Raw genomic sequence first — 25,333 nt, forward strand, 5'->3', positions numbered from 1 at the left:
TTACTTGAATTAACCATAGAATGACTATGCAATAATCCAAGTGCCGCGATCAGAAGGCGTTTAATTTGAACAAAACTTAAACAGCAAAGATCAATACGCTCTAAAAGATCTCACATTTCTATAGAATTTAATGGCGATCAGATTCTAACTGATAAAAAAGCCGATAAACACTGTTTATCGGCTTTTTTATCGCTTCATAGATAATTAACTTGCGGTTTTTAACCCTTGGTTAATTGCGATAATGTCTTTTTCACTAATGGTGCCACCAGCACGTTTTAAATTTAAAATTGCTTGAATATAATTATATCGAGTTGATGATAAATTACGCTTAGCGTTATATAAATTACGTGTACTGTCTAGTACATCCACAATGGTACGAGTTCCCACTTCAAACCCGGCTTCAGTAGCTTTTAATGCACTTTCAGCAGAAATTACAGACTGTTGTAATGCTTTAATGCTTGAAACATTAGCAATGACTGTATTGTAAGAGTTTCTTGCATTACGAACGACATTTCGATGACTCTGCTGAAGGTCTTGACTTGCTGCAACATAGTTTGCTTGAGCTTGTCTTACCGCACTTGTGGTAGCACCGCCAGAATAGATTGGTACTCTTAAAGTAATACTAATAGATTGGCTGTCATTGTAAGGCGACTCAGGAAAGCTCTGCGTCACGCCTCCGGTAGTAAAATCCGATTGTGCTTTGTCTTGACCATAAGAACCGTTTAAATCGAGTGTGGGATAATGACCAGCACGGGCAATGTTGATACTTTCTTTAGCAATATCAACGGATATCTTCTCTATTATTAAATCAAGATTTTTCGCTTCTGCTGTTTGTTGCCACTCATTCGCACTGTCTGGTGATGGGCGTGAAGCACTAAAACGCTCAGTATTGAGAATGTTTAGATCGCGCGGGTATACATTTGTGATAACGCGTAATGCTTCTTCGGCGTTATACACATTATTTTCTGCGCGAATCTCTGCTGTTACCGCATTATCAAATTGCGCTTGTGCTTCATGCACAGCTGTTACCGCAGTTAGGCCTACAGCATGACGCTGTTTTGTTTGTTCTAACTGTCGTTCAATGGCTTTTTTCTCAGCTTTAGCAAACTCTAAATCATCTTTCGCACTTAATACGGCAAAATATGCTTCTGTAACGCGAATGATCAAATCTTGCTTGGCAACCTGATACGAGATATCACTTCTGTGCGCTATTTTTTTCGCGTTGTCGAGTCTTAACCAAGTATCATGATGGTATAACTGCATGTTTAAATTAGCACCATAACTAGTAGAGTCTGTTTTTGTGGTTATGTTGCTACCAAAGCCACCTAAGTCACTGTTGTAGTTTTGGCTATCACGCTCACTGGCTGTTATGCTCGCGTTTGCTGACAGTTGTGGTAATAATAAAGAGCGAGCTTGTACTATTCCTTCCTGAGAGGCGTTAAATTGTGCTTGCGCTTTAAGAACAACTGGGTCATTCGCTTTTGCTAGTTCATAAGTCGATAATAGATCTTGCGCATAAGTAAAAGCGCTACTTGTAGCACATACAATGCCGATAATTATCGAGGTAACTGATTTTTTCATGTCGAAGCAATTCCTTAGATATGCTATTAGTGCTTATTATTAATATGTCGTTATCCTACATGGACATAGGATTAACCTAAATAGAATAAATGTTTTCAAGGGCATTCTAGTGTAACAAAATATTTATTACTATTTCTAAAAATTTATTTCGTTACATTTGAAAGGGTGAATTTTACACAATGAAACACACATTTACATCACCACCGATATTAGGTTACACGCAAAACGATTATACATTACATAACAAAGAAACATTATATCAAGGTTTTTTTAAGGTTGATGGTTATCACGTTAGCCATAAAAAATATGATGGTAGTGTCAGCGAAGTAATTAGTAGAGAAGTATTTGAACGTGAAGATGCTGTGGTTGTCATTCCTTATGATCCAGCATTAGACCAGGTTATTTTGATTGAACAATTTAGAGCTGGGGCTATTCGATACGGTGGTAACCCTTGGTTGCTAGAATTTGTTGCTGGTATGTTTGAAAAGCATGAATCTCCGATTGATGTTGCAATACGTGAGGCCAAAGAAGAGGCAAATATTGATATTGCACCAGAAAACATGCAAAAAGTGATGACGTATCTTTCGAGTCCTGGCGGCATGAGTGAGGCGATGCATGTCTATTTGGCTAAAGTAAGCAGTGAAAATATTGGAGGGGTTTTTGGCTTAGATGAAGAACACGAAGATATACTCGTGCATGTGATAAAAAGGGAGCAAGCAATGGCTTTACTTTCGGAAGGAAAAATCACTAATGCTGCAACGATAATTGGGTTACAATGGCTAGCCTTAAACTATCAAACTTTGTAATCGCTACCGGATTTTTATTTAACTAATGAGCACTGTAAATACACCATATCGTCCTAAATTGTCTACATTGATGACAATATGTGAGGTTAATTATATGCTGCTTTTAAGGTTGCTTGCTGGTAAAGAGCAGCAAGGTGAGTCTCGGCATTTTTTTATTTCTGATTTTCTCTCATTTGCGTTAACGGTAAATGAAGTGACTCGCTACACTTCCTTAGTGACCATAAAACAAGAAGCAACAATCAAGGGTGTTGATTTATCAGCATTTTTACGTCCTAAAATGGTCATTCGCTTATACCATGATGCCCGCATGGCTGAAGTAGTGTCTAATCAAGATGTGCGACAAATTAAGCCACGATATGACTACCCAAATAAGCGTATGCACTTGCCTGATGAGAAAGAGCAAATAAATCAGTTTTTGACCGAATGGTTGCAATTAAGTTTACAATTGGGTCAAAGTCATGTTGCTTTGTCATAAGTTTAAGGCAGAAAATTGACTGTATCGTTCGCGCAAATTTCAGATTGTCATTTGTTCGCTGACCGTCAAACTTGTCATCATGGCGCGAATGTTTATGACAATTTAGTGAAGGTGTTAACCGATATAAAAAACAATCAAAATATTGATTTTATTGTGTTTACTGGTGATTTAACCCAAGATCATTCTGATGGCGCCTATCAACTCTTCACCGAAGCAATTAAACGATATGGACCGGATAAACCTATCTATTATTTAGCGGGTAATCATGATGAGCCAGATAAGTTCTGCCAATTTTTTACTGATGACGTATTTAGTCATGAAAAAACGGTTGATTTACCGCACTGGCAAATACAATTGATAAACACTAAAAGTGCTACGCCTGCTGGGGTATTTAGTGCTGAAGAAGCAGCTCGGTTAGCCAAGAGTATTACCCCTGAAAAGTATCAATGTATTTTAATGCATCATCACCCGAAGCACGTGGGTTACTTTATTGACAAACACCCATTAATAAATGATGCGTTTTTTAATCAATTTCTGGCTAAATATGATAATATTCAGGCGGTTGCATGCGGTCATGTGCACAATGCCATGACATTATCGCTAGACGTTAATGACATGCCCTTATTTACCTGTCCTGCGACATCAATTCAATTCGATAAAACAGCTGATACGGTAGTAAACAGTTACTTACCGGCTGGATTTCGGCTATTTACTATCGATCAAAACAATGTGCTAACGACTCAAGCGGTATTCTTATCTTAAACATATGACTAAACATCTTTTATATTTACATGGCTTTAATTCGTCGTCTCAATCAGAAAAAGCAATATTAACGAAACAATATATTCATGATAAAAACATTGATGTTATTTTTCATTGTCCACAAATGTCGAGTTCACCTTTAGCCGCTATTGCGCAATGTGAAGCAATATTAGCGAGTGAACCGAATGAACAATGGGTTTTGATGGGGTCATCATTAGGTGGTTATTTTGCTACTTACTTAGCGGAAAAGTACGGTTATTCGGCCGTATTAATTAATCCTGCGGTGAAGCCTTTTGAGTTGCTTCATGATTATATTGGTGAGCAAAAGAACCCATATACAGGTGAGACTTATGATGTGACTGAACAACATATGCATGAATTACACGATCTTTATCACAAAAAAATATCAATAAATCGTTATATGATGATGGTACAAACAGGTGATGAAGTGTTAGATTATCGTCAAGCAGTAGAAAAATATCAGGGTAATCGTTTAATTGTGCAAACAAACGGCGATCACAGTTTTGTTGATTATCAAAAAATGTTACCTGAAATAATGGTATTCTTGTCTCTGCAATAACATCAATTCACAGTCATAATAATTATTAGAACCCATTATGAGCGAACAATATAATTCTGAATCAATAGAAGTCCTCAGTGGCTTAGACCCTGTCCGTCACCGTCCAGGTATGTATACCGATACTAATCGGCCTAACCATTTAGGCCAAGAGGTTATCGATAATTCTGTTGATGAAGCACTAGCTGGTTATGCCCAAAATATTTCCGTGATCTTGGATAAAGATCAATCGTTAGAAATTATTGACGATGGTCGCGGAATGCCTACAGATATTCACCGAGAAGAAGGTGTTAGTGGCGTAGAGTTAATTTTTTGTAAGCTACATGCTGGCGGAAAGTTTTCCAATAAAAATTATCAATTTTCCGGTGGTTTACACGGTGTAGGTATCTCTGTTGTTAACGCGTTATCAAAACGTGTTGATGTCGCTGTTCGCCGTGAAGGAAAAGTTTTTGAAATGGCGTTTGAAAACGGTGATAAAGTAGAAGAATTGCATGAAACTGGGACTGTTGGCCGACGTAATACTGGTACCAGAGTAAAGTTTTGGCCAGATGAAAAATACTTTGATTCGGCTAAATTTTCAGTACGTAGATTGGTGCATTTGTTAAAAGCGAAAGCTGTTTTATGCCCTGGTTTGACGATAAAATTCCACGATAAAAATGAAAACCAAAAATATCAGTGGTGCTATGAAGATGGCCTGTGTGACTACCTAAAAGAGTCAGTAAAAAATTACGAAAGTTTGCCAGAAGAGCCTTTTATCGGCACTTTCTCTTCTCAAAATGAAGCTGCTGACTGGGCTGTTACTTGGCTACCCGAAGGTGGTGACGGTATTGCGGAAAGCTATGTTAATTTAATTCCAACCGTTCAAGGCGGTACACATGTGAATGGATTGCGCCAAGGCTTGTTGGAATCTATGCGGGAGTTTTGTGAATTTAGAAACCTTATTCCTCGAGGTGTAAAACTAACGCCTGATGATATTTGGGATAAATGTGCTTTTATTTTGTCAGTTAAAATGGAAGATCCACAATTTGCTGGCCAAACGAAAGAGCGTTTATCTTCCAGACAATGCGCGGCGTTTGTAACCGGTGTTGTTAAAGATGCGTTTAGCCTTTGGCTTAATGAACATACCGAAATTGCCGAAGCATTAGCTGAGTTTTGTATTTCAAATGCGCAGAGACGATTAAAAGCCGCTAAAAAAATAGTGCGTAAGAAGGTAACACAAGGACCAGCTTTACCCGGCAAGCTAACTGATTGCGGTAGCCAAGACTCTACACGAAGCGAATTATTTTTAGTTGAAGGTGACTCTGCCGGGGGCAGTGCAAAGCAAGCACGCGATCGAGAATTTCAAGCAATCATGCCATTGCGTGGGAAAATATTAAATACCTGGGAAGTTGATTCTGGTCAAATTTTAGCTTCTCAAGAAGTACATGATATATCTGTGGCATTAGGTATTGACCCTGATAGCGACGATTTATCAGGGTTGCGTTATGGAAAAATTTGTATTCTAGCCGATGCTGACTCAGATGGGTTACATATTGCCACGCTATTGTGCGCGCTGTTTACTCAACATTTTCTGCCATTAGTGCAAGCAGGTCATGTGTATGTTGCTATGCCACCTTTATATCGCGTTGATGTGGGTAAAGAAGTGTATTATGCACTCGATGAAGATGAAAAAAATGGTATTTTAGATCGTATTGAAGCTGAGAAAAAACGCGGTAAAGTTAACGTTCAACGCTTTAAAGGGTTAGGTGAAATGAACCCGTTACAATTACGTGAAACAACTATGGATCCAAATACTAGACGGTTAGTGCAGCTAACGGTTGATGAGTTTGACGCGACAATGGAAATTATGGACATGCTCTTGTCGAAAAAGCGCAGTGGCGACAGAAAAGAATGGTTGCAAGAACACGGCGATCGAGTAGAAGTTATATAATTTGCTTTGTAGAAATGCATCGCGATGCATTTAACGACTCATAGAGTCGTTTGATTTTGGAGTTTTGATGTATGTTAGATTGGGTGATTACACAATTTACAATCTCAGCCGACAGTATTCTTATTTATGGTAACTATAATCCCTGGCTTGTAGCACTTTCCATTTTTATTGCAATATTCGCCTCTTTTATGGGACTGCAGGTTGCAGCCCAAGCAAAGGGGAAAGTATCAGCATTACGTCGACACAGTATGCTTGGCATAGGTAGCGTTGCGTTAGGTGGCGGCATATGGAGTATGCATTTTATCGGTATGCTCGCTTTTGATTTATGCACAACCGTTGAATATAACGGATTAATTACCTTTTTTTCTATGCTACCAGGCATTTTCGCTTCGTGGGTTGCGTTAAATTATATTAATAGTCACAAAAAAGGCTTTTTATCGTTATTAATCGGTGGCGTTTTGGTAGGAGCAGGGATCGGCACCATGCATTACTCTGGAATGGCAGCGATGGAGATGGCGCCTTTATTGCGATATGAGCCTTGGATGTTTGCTTTGTCGATAGTTGTTGCTGTTACGTTGGCAATGCTGTCTTTATGGATTTATTTTGGTCTAACGTTGTTGAGCAAGAAAGAGTTTAAGTGGTGGTCCCCTCATTTATGGGCAAGCATCGTGATGGGATGCGCGATAACAGGAATGCATTACACTGGCATGGCGGCAGCACGATTTGTTAGACCTCCTGGGCTTGAGTTAAGCAAGCAAACGTCCGAAATATCCATTTACTTAGCGTTAGGTATTTCAATTACCACTATTGTGATTATCTGTTTAGTGTTAGGACTAAACATGATTTATCGTTATAAAGATATTTCAAGAAAGGCAGCCGAAAGTGAACATCGCATGCGTGCCATGATGAACACCGCGGTCGATGGCATTATTAGCATTGATAATACAGGCACTATTTTAAGTATCAACCAAGCGACAGAACAGTTATTGGGTTGGTCGTCGGCTGAGCTAATAGGGCAAAACGTAAAAATTATCGTACCTTCACCGTATCATGAACAACATGACAACTATATTGAGCGGTATTTAGCGACTGGCGAAGCAAATATTATTGGTAAAGGCCGAGAAGTAGAAGCTGTACATAAGGATGGTAGCAGTGTTGCAATTCGCCTTGGCATAGGACACGTTAAATTAAGCACTAATGATTTTTTTGTTGCGTTTATTTCAGATATTAGACCTCGTATACGCATGGAAAGAGCGTTACGTGAAAATGAAGAAAAATATCGTTCATTAATTACCAATATTTCAGGCATTGCTTATCGATGTAAAAATGTGCCTGGCCGGCCAATGATCTTTATTAGTGAAGCTGTTGAAGCTATCACTGGGTATCCACCGGAAGATTTTTTATTACCATCTCCTAAGCGAAGCTTTTCAGAGCTGGTTCACCCTGACGATATTGACAATATAACAGCAAAAGTTACTCTTGGCGGGGCATTTAATATTGAATATCGTATCATTACCCGAAGCGGTGACATTCGTTGGATGATTGGGCAGGGGCGTCATGTGCAAGATGAAGAAAAAAATGAATCTTGGATAGACGGTTTCATTATGGATATCACTGAACGACGAGTAATGGAAGAAGAGCTTAGAACGGCTAAAGAGTCTGCTGAGCAAGCTGCGTCTGCAAGAGCAAGTTTTATGGCAAACATGAGCCATGAAATTCGTACACCAATGAACGCGATTATTGGCTTCAGTGATATTTTACTAGAAAGTGGCTTAGCGGCTGAACCACAGCGACATTTAAAAACCATCAATAATTCTGCTAAGTCTTTGTTACATTTATTGAATGATATCTTAGATAGTGCGAAATTAGATAAAGGAAAACTGGATCTCGAAATTCGTGATTTTTCATTAATTCAAGAAGTCGACGAAGTTGTCTCTACCTTATGGTTACAAGCAAGAAATAAAGGGCTTGAATTAACCGTTGACGTATCACCTAAATTAAAGAAGACATATGCAGGTTCTCCAGAAAGAGTTCGTCAAGTACTCACCAACTTAGTGAGTAATGCCGTCAAATTCACGCAACAAGGTTATGTGAAAATAACCGTATCACCAACCCAAGATAACAACATTGAATTTGTGATTGAAGACAGTGGAATAGGCATGAGTAAGTCACAACTTTCTGCTGTATTTGACCCTTTTACTCAGGCAGATGCTTCAATGAGTCGCCGCTTTGGTGGCACAGGGCTAGGAACAACGATTAGTAAACAACTTGTCGAATTAATGGGGGGTAAAATTAGTGCGACAAGTGAAGAAAATAAAGGCAGTACCTTCAGATTTACTCTTCCACTCCAAGCGCGTAAAAACCTTGTTGTAGAACAAAAACAAGAACGTATCAAGTTACCACCAATGACGGTTTTAGTTGTTGATGATATTCAGCAAAATATTGATTTACTTTCTGTTTTATTAGAGCGAGAGGGGCATACGGTGTTAACAGCTCGTGATGGTCAACAAGCGTTAATTCGCATGGCCGCAGAAGACAACTTAGACCTGGTGATTATGGATGTTCAAATGCCTATCATGGATGGTTTAACTGCAGCCAAAGAGCGGCGAAAAGTAGAGCAGGAAGAAGGGCTTGATCATATTCCTATTATTGCCTTTACTGCGAGTGTATTGGACGATGATCGGGTTGCTGCAAAAAATGCTGGTATGGATGGCTTTGCTAATAAACCTGTTGATATTTTTGCATTGTTCAATGAGGCCGCTCGCGTGTTAGGTGTTGAGACTTGTCAACCAGATATAACAGAACCAGAAGAAGCATTAGGTAAACTCATTGATGAGAAAAAAGGGGTTGCTTTGTGGGGATCAAAAGAAGGATATTATCAAGAACTGGTGAAGTTTACCCAGCAATACCCAGAAGATTTTACGTTGTTAACGCCATTATGCGAAGCACAAAATTGGCAAGAATTAAAAGCACTCGCACATAAGCTAAAAGGCGTTTGTGGTAACTTATCGTTAATTAGTTTAATGCGTCATTTAGAAAAATTAGAAGCAATCATTACTAGTCATCCGATGCAAAGCGCTCCTGTTATTGATGCTATTCAAGCGATGTTCGATGCAGTAAAAGCTGAAGTAGAGCAAGAAGGGAATACGGTAGCTTCAACAGAAGGAAACCTTGGCAATGCAGATGAACTTATTGATACATTGCAAATATTAAAAGCTGCAGCGGAGCAAAATGAAATAGATGAACAGGCGCTACTTAAAATTACGGACATTCAAGGACAACAGTGTTTTCAGTCTGAGCTTAATGCAATTAATCAATCGATTAACGATTTTGAATTTACACAAGCTGTCGCATTGATTGAAGATGTATTAAATCAAATGGCTAATCGTTAAGGTATAGAGACATGCAAGATAATAGACCATTAATTTTAGTTGTTGATGATGAACCTGCCAATTTACGGGTACTGAAACAAATTTTACATCAAGATTATCGTTTGGTATTTGCTAAAAGTGGTGAAGAAGCACTTAGATTAGCAGTAAGTAAACAACCAAATTTGATTTTACTTGATATTATGATGCCAGACTTGACGGGTTTTGATGTTTGTAAGCAACTAAAAGAAGCAGAGCTTACGAGAAAAATTCCCGTTATATTTGTCACGGCGTTAAATCATGAAACAGATGAAACACAAGGTTTTGAGATTGGCGCTGTTGATTACATTACAAAACCAGTCTCATCTGCAGTTGTTAGAGCAAGGGTTGCTACCCATTTATCATTAGTGAATGCTGAAGAATTAAAGGAAACGCGTTTACAAATTATTCAACGCTTGGGAAGAGCGTCTGAATTTAAAGATAACGAAACAGGTATGCATGTGGTTCGTATGAGCCATTACTCAAAAATAATTGCTTTAGCGTATGGGTTCAGTGAAGCTAACGCTGACATGCTTTTACATACTGCACCTATGCATGATGTTGGCAAAATAGGTATACCAGATCATATCATGCTCAAACCGGGTAAATTAACCGATGAAGAATTTACCATTATGAAAACTCATCCTCAAATAGGCGTTGAAATTTTAGGTGAAGATGATTCTGAGTTAATCAGCCTAGCAAAAGTGGTTGCTTTAACCCATCATGAAAAATGGGATGGTAGTGGTTATCCTAACGGATTAAAAGGTGAAGATATTCCTATAGAAGGGCGTATAGTTGCATTAGCTGATGTATTTGATGCACTAACGAGTAAACGGCCTTATAAAGATGCTTGGAGCATCGACAAAACCATGAGCTTTATTAGAGAACAAAGAGGTAAACACTTTGAGCCTAAGCTCGTTGATTTACTGGATCAAGAACTTGATAAAGTACTCGCAATTAAGCAGCAATATCAAGATGAATAGCATTGAAGTTTGCCTAGATACTGACAATGTAGCCATCTTGGCACAAAATGCGAAGACATGTAACAAAGCAGGTGTCGATAGAATCGAATTATGTGCTGATATGCATGTAGATGGCTTGACCCCTAGTGTTGACGCTATCAGAGTCACTCGGCAACATTTTCCAAAGGGCGAACTTTTGGTAATGATACGCCCTAGAGCGGGGGATTTTAATTATGTTGTCGATGAGCTGATTACAATGAACGAGCAAATCATACAAGCTAAAGAGTGTGGAGCAGATGGTGTAGTTTTTGGCGTGGTTGATCAACAGCAGCAAATTAACCTAAATGCTTGCCAAATGTTACTCTACACAACAAAAAAGTTATCATTAAAAACAACCTTTCATCGTGCTTTTGATGCGATATTGGAACGAGAAACCGCACTAGCACAATTAAAGGATTTAGCGTTTGATCGTGTGTTAACGTCTGGTGTTGCCTGGAAAACAGAAGGTAATGCACTGGACGGAATTGATAATATCAACCGGTACCTTACACTGGCGGATGAACACATTGAAGTGGTGATAGGTGGAGGCGTCTCGGCCAAGAACATATCAGCAATTACTAGCTCGCTTTTCCCTGATAGCGCACGTGTTAGCTTCCATAGTTATTCAGGCGTATTAAATAATGGCCTTATTGATGCGTTAGCTATCAAAAACTTAAAATGCTGAAGCGATTATTTTCTCACAAAAAGCCTTTTACTAACCTGTTATTTACATTATTGTTAGTAATTTAAATACTTTTAAAGCCATAACGTTTCATTTTTTATCGTGGTAACCTAATCTTTTAATAATTGTAAACATTCGAGATGATTGAACAAAGAGTTAACCGAAGTATTTGCCACGCCTCTATCGGCACAAATGATTTACAGCGAGCGAAAACGTTTTATCAACCGATATTAGCTGTTTTAGGTATAAAGTTAGTGAGTTCATATGAACATGCTATCGCCTTTGGTAAAGGGTACCCAGAGTTTTGGGTGCAACAACCCTTTGATAAAAAACTGGCGTCACCTGGTAATGGTGTTCACTTTGGCTTTGTAGCAACATCAATGGAACAAGTTGATCAATTTTACGATTTAGCGTTGTCCTTAGGTGGTAAGTGTAACGGTAAACCGGGCGGTAGAACTGAATATGGTGAACCATATTATGGTTGTTTCATCATTGACCATGATAGTAATAAAATAGAAGCAAGTTATTGGCGACTTAGTTAACAAGTTTGCCTGTTAAATGAATATGTAAGATATATCGATTTAAACATTAACAACCGATGTTATTTCAGGTTAATATTTTTCCACCGTGTTATCTGTGTAAGGAAATTTAGTTGTCTAATAAATTTACATTTAACTATGTCAAAATTAGCTACTTAGTTTTCTTTTTGTTTTTGTTAAATATTTGTGAAGTAGTTGCAAGTGAAGTGTTAAATAAGGCTCGATTCGACCAGTTCGTTGCAGAGATTGAACAATTAAAAGATAACAACCCTAGCAAAGCATTTCATGAACTTGAAAAGCAAATTATACATATACATTTGCTTTCTATAGAACAACAATTAGTTTTTTATAAGTTACAAACTGAACTTTTTGTAGAGCAGGCGCGTTATCAACAAGCGCAAGAGATTGCTGATGAAGCATTAAAGCTTGCCAGAGAATTATCAACCCCTAGTATTGTTACAACTGAACTTTTATATGCCCGAGGTTTTTCTCATGAAAGTTTAGGAGATTACACCAGTGCAAGGGAAGATTATTTAAATGGTTTTGAAATTGCCAACTCACTAAAAAATCAAAAGTTTGTCGCCACAGGGTTAATTAATCTTGGCGCACTAGATTATCTTATGGAAAAGTTTGATCGTGCATTAATTATGTTTAATGATGCTTTAGCCATTGCTAACAAAATTCAAGATAGTGAATTATTAGGCTTTATTAATACTGAATTAGGTATTCTTTATGATTATCTCAATCAAAAAGAAAAATCATTAACTTTTTATCAGAAAGCAAAACAGCATTACCTTGACGCCGGTAAAAACCAATATGCATATAATACCATGCGCAATATTGCACAACATTATTCATCTATTGAACAATATGAAAAAGCTATAGAAGCATATAAAGAAGTATTAGCTGACATTGATAAAATTAGTAATAACGAACTAATTGCTTCAGTTTATGTAGGTTTAGCATGGGCACACGCCAGAAAGAAAAATAAAAACCCAGAAGCATCGTATCAATATATGCGCATGGCAAGTAATTATATAGAAGATGCAGAACAAGCAGATATTCCAATTAATCATGCTTTAAACCAAGCGTATTTATTTTTTGAACTTGCACGGTTTGAAGATGCACTCTTAGCCTTGGATAAGGCAAGTGAATACATGGAGCCTTACCAAAACAGTAATCATAGGGCAGTAGCTAATAACGCCAAACTTGATTTGTTATATCTAAAAGGTGAATTACATTACCAGTTAAAGCAGTATAAAAAAGCAAGCGATGCTCAAAATGCATTGATTGAATTTGTGACACACTTACTTAAAAAAAGTAATGTTGATGAAGTAGAAGATTTACGTATGCGCTATGAAAGCCAACAAGCTGATATAGAAAAGCAACTGTTACAACAAAAAGAAAGTGTGCAGGCATTGATGTTGAGTGAAACTCAACGAACAGTAGAAAGCCGTCAATGGTTCATTGTGTTTTTTGGTATCGTGGCATTAATGTTAGGCTGGATATTAATTAAAATAGCATCAGGTCAGCGTAAACTGTTACATGCCACTCGAACAGACTCTTTAACAGGCGTAGCTAATCGTCGCCATATTATTGAGCAAGTAGAGAAAGCGTTTCTTGCCGCTACACAACAAGGTACGCCACTTAGTCTGTTTATGGTGGATGTTGATGACTTTAAAAAAATCAATGATCAATGCGGGCATAAAGTTGGTGATCAAGTACTTACAAGAATCGCATTAATTGGTCAAGCGTTAATGCGTGAAACCGATACTTTTGGCCGTTATGGTGGTGAAGAGTTTATTGCTGTGTTACCTGGTGTAGCCTCTACACAAGTAAATACTATTGCTGAACGTTTACGAAAACAAGTGGCAGAAAGTAGATGGAAACACAACAGCTCAGCTACCGTTACTTTAAGTATTGGCGTGGTAAGTTTAAACCAAGGCAATTATACTAGTAGCCAAGCATTACTGAAAAAAGCTGATCAGTTGCTCTATAAAGCAAAACATCAAGGGAAGGATAAGGTGTTTTGCGATGAGTAACCTGCATAGTTATTATCTTCTCTTGTTATTTTTTTTCAGTACTAACATTGAAGCATCTCAACAAGAACCTAGCGAAAGCAAGCTGCTTACTCAGCAGCAAACATTGCCTGTTGATGACCGAATTATCGATTTAGTTGAAAAAGTGCGGAAAAAAGAGGGTGATATAACGACAATTTTTCAACGATTACAGTCACAAGAAAGCACCTTCAATATTGCAGAAAAGTATTTGATGCTAATGATCAGTGCTTATATTCATAAGCAAGAAGGTGCATTAGCGCTCAGTGTCACAGAATTAACACAAGCACTTTCATTTGAGGAGAGAATGGATACCGCTCAACTCAATACTGAAAATTTTTCACATATTCATTTATTGCTAGCTGAAATTTATCAAATTCAAGGGCAATATAAACTTGCGTATGATGAAAAAAAACATTACTTAGAAAAAAGAAAAAAGAACCGATCAGTATTACAAAAAATACGTTTAGCGAGCTTGAATGAAAAATACGCGACTGATTTGAAAATCAAAGAAAATGAGTTACTCGAAAACGAACAAAAGCTAAAGTCACTTCAATTGGCTGAAGCAACAAAGCGGCGCGAATCACAACAACGTAACTTAGCAATTTTAATGGTAACCGCTTTAATTATTTTAGTGTTACTTATTAGACAGCTAAAAATAAGGGCAACCCTAAAGTACCTTGCAAAAACGGATAGTTTGACTGGATTATATAATCGCCGTGTATTGTTTACACAAGGTGTATTACTTTTACAAGAGCACCAACAAAGGCAAATCCCGCTCAGTGTAATGATGCTTGATATTGATCATTTCAAATATATAAATGATACCTATGGACATGATGTCGGAGATAAAGTGATTATTGCTGTGGCTAATTTGGGAAAAGAAACATTGAGAGCCAAAGATATTTTTTCACGAATTGGTGGTGAAGAGTATGCCATTATTTTACCACATACCGAATTAAAAGAAGCCAAAGCAATAGCTGAACGATTGAGAGAAAAGGTACAGCAACACGTCTTTGAATTAGAAGATAAAACGACTGAAAATTTTAACGTAACTATCAGTATCGGTGTAGCAACTCTATCTTCTGAGAATACAGACTTTGATCAGCTATTGCATGCAGCAGATGAAGCAATGTATCGAGCTAAAACCTCAGGCCGTAATCAAGTTTGTCAATGATTAATGAACCAAGATAATCCCTAGACCGATAGCGAATAAACAGTTTGCTGTATTTCAAAATATATACAACAAACAGTTTTTTCCAGTGCAATAATTCGCTAAGCTACAAAGGAGAGTTGAAGTTATGTAGCAACTTAACTTTTTTAAGAAGAAAAAAACAATATACGAGTAATTATTGCTATTGATACATAAAATCGTTAGCAAATTTTGGGAAAGATGAATGTCTGATGCGCTTGATTATAGTTTAGACGGAATAGAACAACGTCCGTTAAGACAGTTTACTGAAGAAGCTTACTTAAATTATTCCATGTATGTCATCATGGATCGTGCATTGCCACATATTGGCGATGGCCTGAAACCAGTACAGCGTAGAATCGTATACGCAATGTCAGAGCTAGGTTTGTCAGCCGTTGCTAAATACAAAAAATCGGCGAGAACCGTCGGTGATGTGTTAGGTAAGTTTCACCCTCATGGTGACTCTGCGTGTTATGAAGCCATGGTGTTAATGGCTCAACCATTCTCATACCGTTATCCATTAGTGGATGGTCAAGGTAACTGGGGGGCTCCAGATGATCCTAAGTCATTTGCCGCTATGCGATATACCGAAGCACGGCTTTCACGATTTAGTGAGGTACTATTAGCTGAGTTGGGACAGGGTACGGTAGATTGGGTGCCTAACTTTGACGGTACGATGAAAGAGCCTAAAACTTTACCTGCGCGTTTACCTCATATCTTGTTAAATGGTATTACAGGGATTGCGGTAGGTATGGCGACCGATATTCCTCCTCATAATGTTCGTGAAATATCTAGTGCTTGTGTGCAACTCCTTGAAGCCCCTAAAACAGAGTTACATGAATTACTTGAACACGTAAAAGGTCCTGATTATCCAACTGACGCAGAAATTATAACGCCTAAATCTGACATTGAAAAAATTTATCAGACAGGTCGCGGAAGTATAAAAATGCGGGCTGTTTATGATATTGAACACGGTGAAGTTGTGATCACCGCATTGCCTCATCAAGCTTCGGGCGGAAAAGTTTTAGAGCAAATAGCAGCTCAAATGACAGCAAAAAAACTACCGATGGTTGTTGATCTACGTGATGAATCAGATCATGAAAATCCAGTACGCCTCGTTGTGGTGCCGCGCTCTAATCGTGTTGATATTGAACAGTTAATGCAACATTTATTTGCGACGACTGATCTAGAAAAAAATTACCGTGTTAACCTCAACATGATTGGTTTAGACGGTAAGCCTGCGGTTAAAAACTTACGTGATATTTTGTCAGAGTGGCTAGTGTATAGGCGTGATACCGTCACCAGAAGATTACAGTACCGTTTAGACAAAGTCTTAGCAAGGTTACACTTGCTTGAAGGTTTATTAATAGCGTATTTAAATATCGATGAAGTTATTGAGATCATTAGAAACTTTGATGATCCAAAAGCTGAGTTGATTTCCCGTTTTTCGCTATCTGAGCGTCAAGCAGAAGCGATTTTGGAGATTAAACTACGTCAACTTGCTAAATTAGAAGAAGTTAAAATAAAAGCAGAACAAGACGAACTCAACAAAGAACGAGAATATTTAGAGAAAACGCTTAATTCTAAAGCGAGAATGAATACGTTATTGAAAAAAGAAATTCTTGCTGCTGCTGAAAAATATGGGGATGAACGACGTTCAACAATTGTTGAGCGTACAGAAGCTAAAGCCCTGTCAGAAAAAGATTTAGTACCAAGTGAACCTGTCACTGTTGTGATTTCAGAAAAGGGCTGGGCGAGGTGTGCAAAAGGTCATGATATTGACCCTCAGGCGATGAGCTATAAAGCTGGTGATACCTTCTTGTGTTCTGCCCGCGGTAGAAGTAACCGTCCAGTGGTCTTCATAGATTCAACAGGGCGTGCATATGCAACAGATGCCCATTCTTTGCCTACAGCACGTAGTCAAGGAGAGCCGTTAACCGGTCGTTTTAACCTACCAACAGGTGAAAATTTTGAACAAACTGTTATGGCTGATGACGAGAGTAGTTATTTGCTAAGTAGCGATGCTGGTTATGGCTTTGTCGGTAAATTTTCTGACATGGTAAGCCGGAATAAAAATGGTAAAGCCCTGTTAAGTTTACCAAGTAATGCCAAGGTTTTAACACCTAAGCCTATTGATAACTTCGAGTCTTCTTTAGTGCTAACCATTACATCTGAAGGCCGTATGTTGGTTTTTCCAGTGAAAGATTTACCGGTATTAAGTAAAGGTAAAGGCAATAAAATTATAAATATTGCTTCAGCGCGTGCTAAAGCAAGAGAAGAGTTTGTCACCCTCATTGAAATTATTGCAGAAGGCGACGCTGTAACGCTTCACGCTGGTAAGCGTAAATTAACCTTAAAAGCCACCGATATTACCCATTACCGTGGAGAAAGAGGTCGTCGAGGCAATAAACTGCCAAGAGGTTTACAACGTGTTGATCGCATCGATATTGAATCGGTTCATGTGGGATCAGAAATTGAAGGATCAGAGCATATAGATATTGAAGGCTCATAAGAGAGATTTTTCGTAAAACAAGAATAAAGGTGCTGTTTTTGTCATAAAAATGTCACACATAGCACCTACTATGCACTGGTAAGGAGATTCTAGTGTATAGAGAAATTGAAAAAATAATTAATAACAAAGCGGTAAGTACTGTTTTTCAGCCGATCTTTGATGTTCAAAATAAATCCATCCTAGGATACGAAGCGTTAACGCGAGGCCCTAAAGATAGCGCATTGCATTCTCCAGATCGTTTATTCCAATGCGCAACTGATTTAGGATTGTTATCTGAACTTGAAATTATTTGCCGTGATATTGCTATCAAAAAGTTTGTTCAGCTAGGGCTTAAAGGAAAGCTATTTCTTAATATCAGTCCATTAGTACTCCTTGATAAGGCTCACCCTCAAGGAGAAACAATAAAGTTAGTTGAATTAGCAGGGTTAAATTGTCACCAAATTGTTATTGAGTTAAGTGAGAAGTATCCCTACCCGAATGCAACGATGTTGAAACAAGCATTAGAAAAATACCGTCAATTTGGCTTTGATGTGGCCATTGATGATCTAGGTGCTGGCTATTCTGGTTTAAAAATGTGGAGCTTATTGCGACCTAACATTGTAAAAGTTGATCGTTATTTTGTTGAAAATTGCCATCAAGATAGCTTTAAACGAAAGTTTCTAACTGCTATTTTTGAGCTAGCAAAGTCTGCTAACGCAGAAGTTATTGTAGAAGGAATTGAAAACCATCAAGAGTTCACTCTTTTACGTAGCTTAGGCATGCGTTTTGCTCAAGGATACTACCTTGCTATGCCTGCTAGTGAGCCTAGTCAAGTCTATCCCCCATGGTTACTTAGTGGTAATTTATATCAACTGAGTGCCTTATAAAAATCAGGAAACGATTGTTTCAGCAGCTGGCATAAATAAGTGATTTTTTCATTAGTCAGTTGCCGATAGTCGAAATAAGGGCAAATGATTAACTGTTGCTCACTTTTTATAGCAAAGTCTTCACTTAACCAAAAACATCGTTCAGTTAGTGATAGTTTCTTTGCATATCCTTTGCCCATTACAATATGAATAGCGTCACTTTTGTTAATGTTGCGTTTTAACTGCTCAGCTGAGCATGAAAGCCAAAGACATAACGATGATCCCACTTGTAATAATTGTTTATCACGGAATTGTTGCCAATTTTCAAAAGAGCGAGCTTCATCAGTCGATAATTCATAGATAAACTTTGCATACACGTTAAACACTTTTCGCCAGCCATTGCCGGCTTGTTGGCCAATGGCGTTAATCTCATTCATGTCCATAAAGCGGCAAGTAGTTTGCTCAAGATATTTATCAATATTAGGTGTTGATTCTACATAAACATTTATTGCGGCGTTTTTATTGCCAAGGCCTTTAATAACTAACTCCGTTAACAATTAATAATTAATAATTAATAAAAAACCCAGTCGAAACTGGGTTTTGTGTAATGGCTTGTGTTCGTTAAAACTCATCCAACATATACTCAAGTGAATCTTCGTATTCCTTGAGTTCTTTTTCGAGTTGGAACCGTTCTTTTATTTGTTCTATTTCTCGCCATTTTCGCTTTTTATTGCTTGATGTTGACGCCTTAGGTTGCTTACTTAGTGAGTCCAATATTTGTTCTACGTTATTCATGGAATGCTCCTTTTTTCTACAACAGCATGTTTTTAATACCATACTCTGTTATATAAATGAAACATTTTTTAACTAAATTTTAATAAAAAATGAATTTTACGTGTTTTTTATTTCCAAAAGCCAATTGAATAACAATAAAACGTATATTGATATTAAAATAAGTCGTTTAACTGTTGCTCTAGTTTTACTTGATCAGCGGCAAAATTACGGATGCCTTCTGCAAGCTTTTCTGTTGCCATTGCATCTTGGTTTAATGCCCAACGAAATTGAGCTTCTGTTAATGCAGCTTCTGGCTCTAACGGAGCTTGATTTGCAGCAAGTTTTTGGGTTAAAGGAGCATCGGTTGACGCTAACTCATCAAGTAATTGTGGACTGATGGTCAATCTATCACAACCAGCTAATTCGAGAATTTCACCACTGTTTCTAAAACTTGCCCCCATGACAACTGTCTTATAGCCTTTAGCTTTATAATAGTTGTATATTTTGGTCACTGAGATCACACCAGGATCTTCATGAGATAAGTATTCAGTTTTACCCGTATCTTTTTTGTACCAATCTAAAATGCGACCCACAAAAGGAGAAATTAAAAATGTTCCTGCTTCTGCACACGCTTGCGCTTGAGCAAAACTAAACAGTAAGGTTAGATTACAATTAATACCGTCTTGTTCGAGCTTTTCAGCTGCTTTGATCCCTTCCCATGTTGAAGCAAGTTTAATTAATATTCTATCGTTACTAATACCTGCTTCGTTATACATTGCTATTAACTTGTGGGCTTTTTCAATAGATGCCGCAGTATCATAAGAAAGACGTGCATCTACTTCTGTTGAAATACGGCCAGGTATAATGTTTAAAATTTCTAAACCAATTAACACTGACAGCTTGTCACTGGCATCAATAATTTGTTGCTTTCTGTCTGATGATTGCTCTTTAGCCCATGTAACCGCTTGCGTTAATAAATGCTGGTAAGAAGGTAATGAAGCTGCTTTTAGTAGTAGCGATGGGTTAGTGGTTGCATCTTGCGGTTGAAACTTTGCAATAGCTTCAATATCACCGGTATCTGCTACTACTGTTGTCATTTGTTTCAATTGTTCTAATTGCGTCGCCATACTTGTTGCCTTAATAAATTCCTAAAAGAGAGGTTGATCATGGTGCTGATTAACCTTTGTTAACGATATTGTTAATTTGAGTTTCAGCTCTAATATGCCCTAACAAACAGCTTGAATGCAAGAGACTTCTTAGTGCAAATTATTTTAATTGTATATCGCTGTGATATAGTAGTTAATTATCGTCTTTTTCTGTTAGGTATTCTATGTTATTCGTTGTTTCTCCCGCAAAAAACTTAGACTTTGAGTCGCCGTTAGCTACAGATAAATACTCGCAACCGGAGCTTTTATCACATAGTCAAATTTTGGTGGATCGTTGTAAAAAATTATCACCTGCTGATATCGCAAGTTTGATGAAAATTAGTGATAAATTAGCTGGGTTAAATGCTGCACGTTTTGGTGATTGGCAGCAACCATTTACCACTGATAATGCAAGGCCTGCAGTGTTAGCATTTAATGGTGACGTTTATACTGGCTTAGATGCAGCAAGTTTATCAGATGACGATTTTGATTTTGCTCAACGTCATATGCGTATATTGTCAGGTCTTTATGGTATTTTAAAACCACTTGATTTAATGCAAGCTTATCGTCTTGAAATGGGTATTAAGCTTGATAATGAACGTGGCACAAACCTCTATCAGTTTTGGGGAGATATCATCACAGACAAGTTAAACGATGCTATTTCAGCGCAGGGTGATGACACTTTAATTAACTTGGCATCAAACGAATATTTTAAATCGGTAAAGAAAAAGCAATTAAAGGCTAATGTGATCACCCCTGCGTTCAAAGATTGGAAAAATGGCCAATATAAAATGATCAGCTTTTTTGCGAAAAAAGCACGTGGCTTAATGGCGCGATATATCATTGAGAACAAAGTAGATAGTTTGTCATCTTTAAAAGCCTTTAATGCTGCAGGATATCAGTACAATACTGATTTATCTAAAGGTAACGACTGGGTTTTTACCCGTAAAGAGTGATCATGTGAATTAATGTTGGCTGCGGTTATTGTTAAAAATGATACCGTAAGCCAACATAATAATATTGCCCGTTAAAGCCAAAGGGGGCTGAGCGTCTTGAATATTTAAAGACTCCGTCGCTTTCCACAATTACTTCATTATTTGAATTGATAATAGTGCCGCTATGCGCATTACCAATGTTATTTTTATCGGGCATTATATCAAAAAGATTGTTGATACCAGCATATAAAGACAGGGCAGGTGTCAGTTTTTGCTCAATACTGATATCTGTTAACCATTCAGCTTCGAATCGCTGTTTACCGCCATCTTGGATGGTATAAGCTCCGTAACGGTTTAATGCAAAATTAACGCGCCAAGTATGACGTTGGAAATCAGCAATGAAGCTTACTCTGTCTTGAGGTTGCCATGTTTCAATGATAGAAATGTCTTGCGAGGAAAAAACATCATCGACATTAAGCACATGTAGCTCACTGTTTTTAGGTGAGTATAATTGAGTGACTTCGGTCTTAGTGATGTTGGCTGCAAGAGTAAACGCTAATTCACCGTATGGTAGTTGTCTATCTATAGTCGCGATGAAATCGAGGCCTCGTGTTTTTGTATCAGCAGCATTGAGAAACACTTGTGCTTTATCAACATGTTCCTGTGCCAGTGCTTCGGTAAGAACTGTTGAATAATCAGCACATAACTGATTACTGATCACGATGCGGTCTTTAATGTTGATCGCGTAATAATCAAGCGTCATTTTTAAGTCATCAAAATCTAACACGCCGCCTAACGAAAAGTTTGTCGATTTCTCTTCTTTTAACGTGGGAATGCCGATTGATTTTGCGAGTTGGCTATCATTTCTAAACGTGCCTATTTGTTCTGCTACAAGATGTTGACTATCTTCAACTACGAATTGAGTACTGGTGTTGTTAAAATATAGCTGCTGCATCGACGGAGCTCTAAATCCTGTGCTAACAGAGCTTCTTAGGGCAAGAGCTTTGTTTACTTGCCAATTAGCGGCTAATTTAAAATTAGAAATATCGTTAACGCCATCATAGTCGTCAAAACGCAATGCCCCCGTAAAGTCAATATTTGGCGTGATACTAGTGTTTAGCTCGAGGTAGAATGATAAAACATCACGTTGTTCATCTACGGCTTCGTCTGGTGAAATACCAGGAAATCCTTGGATCCCCGGAAGTGCATTAACGGGGAGTTGTAAGTGTTGGTCATAATCAAAGTAACTGTATTGTTCCCCTGCAATGACTTGATAATGATCTTTTCTGACTTCTAGGCCAAAGGCTAAATCAAATTCACTGAATTGGCGTTTTAAATCAAGATTTACTGTTTGTAATGATAACGATAAACCGTATGCACTTGCGTTAGTAGGTGTTTTGTTTCTTATATCCTCCGGAGAAAATTGTGTTTGTAATGAATTCGCGTAAGAAGCATTTATGGCGTTCTGGGTTTCATAATCAATGCTGTTTTTTCCATAGGAATATGAAAGATCATAAAATAAATCTTTAGCCATTGTTCCTTTATAGCCCAGTGTGAACGATTTATCAGTGATGTCTGAATCAATGAAGGGTAGATAACCATCTTTCACCGTTGCAAGACCGTCTGCTAATACTGGGTTTGCCTCTTGGCTATTCGCGTGTCTGAAAAAAGCAGCAGTGTTATTGTGACGCTCTGAATACACAGCGAAGCTATAGAGTTTTCCCTGAGCTAAGGTAAATTCTGAATGATAGGCTAGGTTAAATTGTTTAGAATGAGGGTCACCGATGCGAAATGTTTTACGATTGGCGGCAGCTTCTCTAGGATCATCTGATAGGTACTTTCCTTCTTCCAGTTCTTTACAGTTTGTGTATTGGCAAGTGCCATGTAAGCTTGAACGATCTGTACTGTTGTGGTGTATTAATGACAATGTCGTATTTATGAAGCCCTTGGTACCAATAGCGTGATGATAATTTATGCTGGTGTTTACCGTTTCCCCGTCGCCTTTATGATATTGACCGATAGAAGTACTTATATTATTTTTTTGACGACCGGACTTTAAGACGATATTGATGACTCCAGCTATTGCATCTGAGCCATATTGTGCAGCCGCACCGTCTCGAAGAATTTCTACTCGATCAATAGCGTTAGCAGGGATAGCATTAATATCAGCACCAGCAGTACCACGGCCTACTGAGGTATTAATATGAATTAAACTTGCATGGTGTCTACGTTTACCATTAATCAGTATTAGTGTTTGGTCCGGGCCTAAGCCTCTGAGTGTGGCGGGTTTTAAAACATCAGTGCCATCACTGATTGAAGAGCTTGAAAAATTAAACGAAGGGGCGAGCTTTTGAATCATTCGACCTAATTCTGTTTCTCCGGTTGCTAATAATGCCTTGTTGGTTAGAATATCAACCGGTATTGTTAGTTCGGTAATGCTTCTCGAAAATCCCCGATTGCCAATAATGGCAATCTTTTCAATGAGCCCTTTAGTATTGTTGTCAGTATTTTCTACTATTTTATCATTCGTTTTTGCAATAGCGTTGTTCGAGTTTTCATGTTGTTTAACAATCTTTATTTCACCCGTTTTACTTATTTTTGCGTGCAGACTAGTGTTACGTAATAAAATACGTAACGCCTGTTGCTGCGTGTAATATCCATGTACCGCGTTTGATGTAAAGGGGTGGGTTAATTCGTATGAGTAAATTAACGTTTGTTGTGTTTGCTGGCCAAATAAGCTTAGTGCTTTATCGACACTTTGCGCATGTATCTCGAACAAATACAGATCATTAGTATTAGCTCTGCTGGCAACAGTAACGAGTATAATGGTACAAAATATCAATAGCTTAAAGCTGAAGAATTTTGCCCAATAGACACGCTTTTTTTCTCTTGTGGTTAGTTGAGAAAACAACATAAAAGTCTGTGGCACTTACTCATAAGTGAATGTAATTATGCGTTAGTATATTACGATGAGATTAAAGGGCAAAGGCAATCATTACATAATCGCCTATTTTAATGATAATTGTACGGTGTTTGTCGCGTTGTACTTGTATTGAATATTAAAATTATGTGCTAAAGATGCTAATAATTTTTTTACATCACCAGTGTTATAGGTGCCTGATATTTCAATGTTAGCTATATCGCTCGACAATATTTCAAATTGAATGTCTGTATAACGACTCACTTCTTGCAACACTTCCATTAGAGGTTGGCTGTCGAAAATTAACATACCTTGCTGCCAAGCCAGTGCTTTTGATAATTGCGGCATAGATAGCGTAGCTACGTGTTGATTTCGTGAGTTTTCAATGCTTGCTTTCTCATGTGCAGTAATAATGTCCCTTGAGTGAGTTTTTTGTTGCTCGTGGTTGATACGTTGTTTTAATTGAGCATGATCTAGGGTTGAGTCACTAATTAAAACCACACCTTCGGTGACAATGAGTTCCATGTCCATTTCGTTGCTTTTTTCAACATTAAAAATGGTGCCTAATGCGGTAAAGGACTTGCGCCCAACAATAACAATAAAGGGTTTATCAGCATTTTTTTCGACATTAAATTGACCTTCACCATAAATTAAATTAACGACTCTTGAGGTTTCCGAATAATTTACGCTGACTTTGCTGTTAGAGTTTAGTAATACTTTACTGCCATCAGGTAAAGTGTATTGGTGTGATTCACCAATGTTCGTGGCATAAAAACGTGTAGATGGTGTGTTGTTGAGTTTTTTAATCCAATAGAAAGAAGCAACCGTTAAAGAAATGGCAATTGCCAGTAGGATGGCGGTAGAAATGATGACGTTAGTTGTCCAGATACGGGGATTTTCTTCTAAAGGAAATACACCATTGAGTTCTTCAAGGTGGGCAATATTATCAAAAAAGGAAGCACATTTATAAATGGCTTTATGATGTTTAGGGTTTTGATTAATCCATGCGATTAATTGCGGCTTTTCTTCATCTGTTAGCCCACGATTTAAGCGGCTTATCCAAGCACTCGCTTGTAAACGTATAGGGTCATGAACAGAATGATTTGCCATCGCGCTTATTTTTCCTTAAATGTAGCTCGTTGTCTATTTTGAGTAAAAAGCATTAAAAATAGCTAATAAAATACCAACAGCAG

The 25,333-nt window shown here is 37.9% G+C and carries 20 protein-coding genes; 14 read left to right on the top strand and 6 right to left on the bottom strand.

The window, feature by feature from the left end:
* Positions 1–204: 204 nt before the first annotated feature.
* Positions 205–1,581 carry an outer membrane channel protein TolC gene (tolC, locus tag BI291_RS05960; protein WP_074497085.1) on the bottom strand — a complete coding sequence of 459 codons (1,377 nt, stop codon included), beginning with the start codon at positions 1,579–1,581 and terminating at the stop codon, positions 205–207.
* 179 nt (positions 1,582–1,760) lie between these two features.
* Here tolC and BI291_RS05965 point away from each other — a divergent pair, with 179 nt between their 5' ends.
* The 13 genes from BI291_RS05965 (at position 1,761) to BI291_RS06025 (ending at position 18,387) form a co-directional block, all read left to right on the top strand.
* Positions 1,761–2,387, top strand: a complete 627-nt coding sequence (locus tag BI291_RS05965; protein ID WP_074497088.1) for an NUDIX domain-containing protein — start codon at positions 1,761–1,763, stop codon at positions 2,385–2,387.
* A 94-nt stretch (positions 2,388–2,481) separates the two neighbouring features.
* Complete coding sequence (locus tag BI291_RS05970; protein ID WP_254849534.1) at positions 2,482–2,862, top strand: DUF1249 domain-containing protein; 381 nt, start codon at positions 2,482–2,484, stop codon at positions 2,860–2,862.
* 15 nt (positions 2,863–2,877) lie between these two features.
* On the top strand, positions 2,878–3,624 hold the full coding sequence (locus BI291_RS05975) for a metallophosphoesterase (RefSeq protein ID WP_074497093.1): 747 nt from the start codon (positions 2,878–2,880) through the stop codon (positions 3,622–3,624).
* 4 nt (positions 3,625–3,628) lie between these two features.
* The gene (locus BI291_RS05980) at positions 3,629–4,204 is read left to right on the top strand and encodes a YqiA/YcfP family alpha/beta fold hydrolase (RefSeq protein ID WP_074497095.1); all 576 of its coding nucleotides are present in this window, start codon (positions 3,629–3,631) and stop codon (positions 4,202–4,204) included.
* Positions 4,205–4,241: 37 nt separating this feature from the next.
* Positions 4,242–6,131, top strand: coding sequence for a DNA topoisomerase IV subunit B (parE, locus tag BI291_RS05985; RefSeq protein WP_074497097.1), 1,890 nt, complete (start codon positions 4,242–4,244; stop codon positions 6,129–6,131).
* A 71-nt stretch (positions 6,132–6,202) separates the two neighbouring features.
* Positions 6,203–9,523, top strand: coding sequence for an MHYT domain-containing protein (locus BI291_RS05990; RefSeq protein ID WP_074497100.1), 3,321 nt, complete (start codon positions 6,203–6,205; stop codon positions 9,521–9,523).
* 11 nt (positions 9,524–9,534) lie between these two features.
* The gene (locus BI291_RS05995; protein ID WP_074497102.1) at positions 9,535–10,521 is read left to right on the top strand and encodes an HD-GYP domain-containing protein; all 987 of its coding nucleotides are present in this window, start codon (positions 9,535–9,537) and stop codon (positions 10,519–10,521) included.
* Positions 10,514–11,224: a copper homeostasis protein CutC gene (locus BI291_RS06000; protein WP_074497105.1), complete on the top strand. Its 711-nt coding sequence runs from the start codon at positions 10,514–10,516 to the stop codon at positions 11,222–11,224. Before BI291_RS05995 ends, BI291_RS06000 begins: the two co-directional genes overlap by 8 nt.
* A 137-nt stretch (positions 11,225–11,361) precedes the next feature.
* Positions 11,362–11,763, top strand: a complete 402-nt coding sequence (locus tag BI291_RS06005; RefSeq protein WP_074497107.1) for a VOC family protein — start codon at positions 11,362–11,364, stop codon at positions 11,761–11,763.
* Between the two features lie 110 nt (positions 11,764–11,873).
* A complete protein-coding gene (locus BI291_RS06010) occupies positions 11,874–13,802 on the top strand; it encodes a GGDEF domain-containing protein (RefSeq protein WP_074497109.1) in 1,929 nt (642 codons plus the stop codon).
* Positions 13,795–14,994 (top strand): GGDEF domain-containing protein, encoded by a 1,200-nt coding sequence (locus tag BI291_RS06015; protein ID WP_074497112.1) that lies wholly within the window; start codon positions 13,795–13,797, stop codon positions 14,992–14,994. The genes BI291_RS06010 and BI291_RS06015 overlap by 8 nt, the downstream gene beginning before the upstream one ends.
* A gap of 220 nt (positions 14,995–15,214) precedes the next feature.
* Positions 15,215–17,521 (top strand): DNA topoisomerase IV subunit A, encoded by a 2,307-nt coding sequence (gene parC, locus BI291_RS06020; protein WP_074497115.1) that lies wholly within the window; start codon positions 15,215–15,217, stop codon positions 17,519–17,521.
* A gap of 92 nt (positions 17,522–17,613) precedes the next feature.
* Positions 17,614–18,387 (top strand): EAL domain-containing protein, encoded by a 774-nt coding sequence (locus BI291_RS06025; protein WP_074497117.1) that lies wholly within the window; start codon positions 17,614–17,616, stop codon positions 18,385–18,387.
* On the opposite strand, the gene BI291_RS06030 is transcribed toward BI291_RS06025, so the two are convergent.
* From BI291_RS06030 to tal, 3 genes are all read right to left on the bottom strand, one after another.
* Complete coding sequence (locus tag BI291_RS06030; protein ID WP_083601924.1) at positions 18,369–18,923, bottom strand: hypothetical protein; 555 nt, start codon at positions 18,921–18,923, stop codon at positions 18,369–18,371. The two genes, BI291_RS06025 and BI291_RS06030, sit on opposite strands and share 19 nt — an antisense overlap.
* Before the next feature lie 64 nt (positions 18,924–18,987).
* Positions 18,988–19,161 carry a DUF3545 family protein gene (locus tag BI291_RS06035; RefSeq protein ID WP_074497120.1) on the bottom strand — a complete coding sequence of 58 codons (174 nt, stop codon included), beginning with the start codon at positions 19,159–19,161 and terminating at the stop codon, positions 18,988–18,990.
* A 152-nt stretch (positions 19,162–19,313) separates the two neighbouring features.
* Positions 19,314–20,267: a transaldolase gene (gene tal / locus BI291_RS06040; RefSeq protein WP_074497122.1), complete on the bottom strand. Its 954-nt coding sequence runs from the start codon at positions 20,265–20,267 to the stop codon at positions 19,314–19,316.
* 203 nt (positions 20,268–20,470) lie between these two features.
* Here tal and yaaA point away from each other — a divergent pair, with 203 nt between their 5' ends.
* Complete coding sequence (gene yaaA / locus BI291_RS06045; RefSeq protein ID WP_074497125.1) at positions 20,471–21,241, top strand: peroxide stress protein YaaA; 771 nt, start codon at positions 20,471–20,473, stop codon at positions 21,239–21,241.
* Between the two features lie 31 nt (positions 21,242–21,272).
* Here the strand turns inward: yaaA and BI291_RS06050 are convergent, their stop codons facing one another.
* Positions 21,273–24,134: a TonB-dependent receptor gene (locus BI291_RS06050; protein ID WP_074497128.1), complete on the bottom strand. Its 2,862-nt coding sequence runs from the start codon at positions 24,132–24,134 to the stop codon at positions 21,273–21,275.
* Positions 24,135–24,227: 93 nt separating this feature from the next.
* Complete coding sequence (locus tag BI291_RS06055) at positions 24,228–25,250, bottom strand: FecR family protein (protein WP_074497131.1); 1,023 nt, start codon at positions 25,248–25,250, stop codon at positions 24,228–24,230.
* Positions 25,251–25,333 lie beyond the last annotated feature (83 nt).

This window comes from Thalassotalea sp. PP2-459 (assembly GCF_001913705.1).
GTDB lineage: Bacteria > Pseudomonadota > Gammaproteobacteria > Enterobacterales > Alteromonadaceae > Thalassotalea_C > Thalassotalea_C hakodatensis.